This window comes from Nocardiopsis salina YIM 90010, assembly GCF_000341025.1.
GTDB lineage: Bacteria > Actinomycetota > Actinomycetes > Streptosporangiales > Streptosporangiaceae > Nocardiopsis > Nocardiopsis salina.
Genome location: NZ_ANBF01000267.1, coordinates 1 through 984, shown reverse-complemented (window position 1 = coordinate 984; position 984 = coordinate 1). Strand labels below are relative to the sequence as shown.

1 protein-coding gene is annotated in these 984 nt (G+C 67.5%); it reads left to right on the top strand.

Annotation, left to right across the window (positions count from 1 at the left end; translation table 11 throughout):
* Positions 1-595 precede the first annotated feature (595 nt).
* Positions 596-984, top strand: a 389-nt coding sequence (locus D474_RS32090; RefSeq protein ID WP_152477132.1) for a hypothetical protein, incomplete at its 3' end; no start/stop codon positions are given.

Sequence of the window (984 nt, the reverse complement as noted above, 5' to 3'; positions counted from 1 at the left end):
CGGGTAGGGGGCCGGTACCAGCGCGGCATGCGGTACCGGCCCCGTGGGCCGCGGTTGACCACACTCGGCCCAGTGCCCTCGCGTGTGGCGGAGCGACGAAGGTGCGAGGACACGGCATCAATAAAGCAGACCTGTTTCCTCTCGCCGTCCAGTGACACGGCCGTGGGGTCAGGAGGGGTTGTGGCCCCCTCGGGGGAGGAGCCGTGTCCTGCCCACGGCATGGAGCGGCCGTTGGGTCGACGGCATCCTCATGACTCTGGGGACACGCACAGAAGGGCTCCCCGCCAAGTGGTGGGGCGCCCTCGTTGTCAGCCCAGAATCAGGCGTCGTCCTCACCTGCGGTTGCGGATGTCTGGCTGCGGCGCGCTATCCAGAGGGCAGCACCACCCGCACTGGTCGAGACCAAAGCAGCGAGCACGAGACCGGTCAGGGCGCCGCCGGTGACCGGAAGCGACCGATCGGAGGCGTTGGCCTCGCCCCTGTCCGCGGGCGGGGGCGGGCTTGTCGTTGCGTCCGGGGGTGCGGAGGAAACGACGCCCGAACGGAGCAAGGTGTCCCGGAGCCCGGCTGAGCAAGGCCCTGGGGCGCTCCAGCTGTGCCGCTGATCGACGATGCCGTCGCGGATTTTCTGCTCGCACCCGTTCGCGTCGCTGGATTGTGCTGTGCAGTCAGCGATCTGATCCTCGACCGAGGGCACCTCCATGTCTTCGTTGGGGGATCGTTCGCCGGGATGCTGGGCGGGTTGGTGCCCGGTTCATGCTCTGGTTCGGGCTCTGCGTCCGACACCTCGGGCGCGCCGCATGGGACTCAAGGCCTCCATGTCGTCACTATGAGTGACATGGAACGCAAAACTGATCAGCAGAGTGTGACGGTATGGCTGGTCAACGGCCCGTGGGACGGACTCGAAATCGCCGGCGTGTACGACCCAGGAGAGATCTTCGAGGTCGACCCCGCTGACCTCGGCGCATTCATGCCCGAACCGGG